The following is a 1,036-nucleotide window of genomic DNA, read 5'->3' as shown; positions in this document are numbered from 1 at the left end:
GTGCGGGCGAGCGCGGTCACGGCGTCGAGCACCCGGCGCAGTTCCGCCGGCCGCCAGGGCACGTGCGGCTGCCGTCCCGCCACCTCCTCGAAGACCAGCGCCACCCAGGTGCCGTCGTCGTACGAGCCGAGCAGCCGGGGCGCCGGCACGGCGGCCGGCAGCGCGGCGGCGTGGCGCGCCTCCCGGCGGTGCAGGGCGGGGCTGTGCGGGTTCGCCTCGGCGCTGACCGCCTTGACGAAGCCGGTACGGCCGGCCGCCGTGCGGACCCGGGCGGCCACCCCGGGCGAGAACCCGCCGCTCTGCGTCACGGCCCGTACCACCGGCGCGCCGAGCACCTCCCCGACCGCCTCCCGGACGGCGGCCGGAAGGACTTCCCAGGGAGCACGGACGCCCGTGGCGGGCGGGGCGGTGACGGTCATGCCGAGCATGGTGCCGGTCCGCGGGCCGACGTGGCCAAGGGTTTTGCGCCGGCCGGGGTGCGGGGCGTCCGCTCGTGTTCCGCGGCGCGGCCGCACGCCGGCTCCACCCCGCCGGGGGTGTGCCCGGTGGACGCCGTCCGTGGGCGCCGCCCGGGTGCTCTCACCCGCGCGTCAGGGACAGCAGTTCGCGGGCCGGGCCGGTCGGGCGGTGGCCCGTGGGCCAGACCGCGCGCAGGTCGCGGTGGAGCGACATGCCCTCGACCGGGATGCTGACCAGGCGCCGCATCGACAGTTCCTCGCCCACGGCCAGTTCGCTGAGGACCGAGGGGCCGGCGCCGCTGACCGCGGAGGCCTTCACCGCCGTGGTGGAGGACAGCTCGATCAGCGGGCGGGCCGGGCCGCCGAGGGCCGCGTCGAGGACCTGGCGGGTGCCGGAGCCCCGTTCGCGCAGGATGAGCGGGGTCGCGGCCAGCTCCGCCGCCGTCACGGGCCGCCGCCGGCGGGCCCACGGGTGGCCCGGCGCGGTGACGACGATCAGCCGGTCGTGGGCGATGACGGCGGAGTCCAGGCCCGTGGGCACGTTCAGGCCCTCCACGAAGCCCAGGTCCGCCTCGCCG

1 protein-coding gene and 1 pseudogene are annotated in these 1,036 nt (G+C 78.8%); both read right to left on the bottom strand.

All coding sequences use genetic code 11. The annotated features are described in order from the left end of the window. Positions 1-419 (bottom strand): annotated as a pseudogene (locus tag IE312_RS42045) (aminoglycoside phosphotransferase family protein); the annotation flags it as partial. Between the two features lie 160 nt (positions 420-579). Next, positions 580-1,036: LysR substrate-binding domain-containing protein (locus IE312_RS27300; RefSeq protein ID WP_229900497.1), on the bottom strand; the 457-nt coding region annotated here is incomplete at its 5' end.

Source organism: Streptomyces capoamus (genome assembly GCF_014654935.1).
GTDB classification, from domain to species: domain Bacteria; phylum Actinomycetota; class Actinomycetes; order Streptomycetales; family Streptomycetaceae; genus Streptomyces; species Streptomyces capoamus.
Note: the sequence above shows the minus strand (reverse complement) of the source record. Positions and strands in the feature narration are given on the sequence as shown.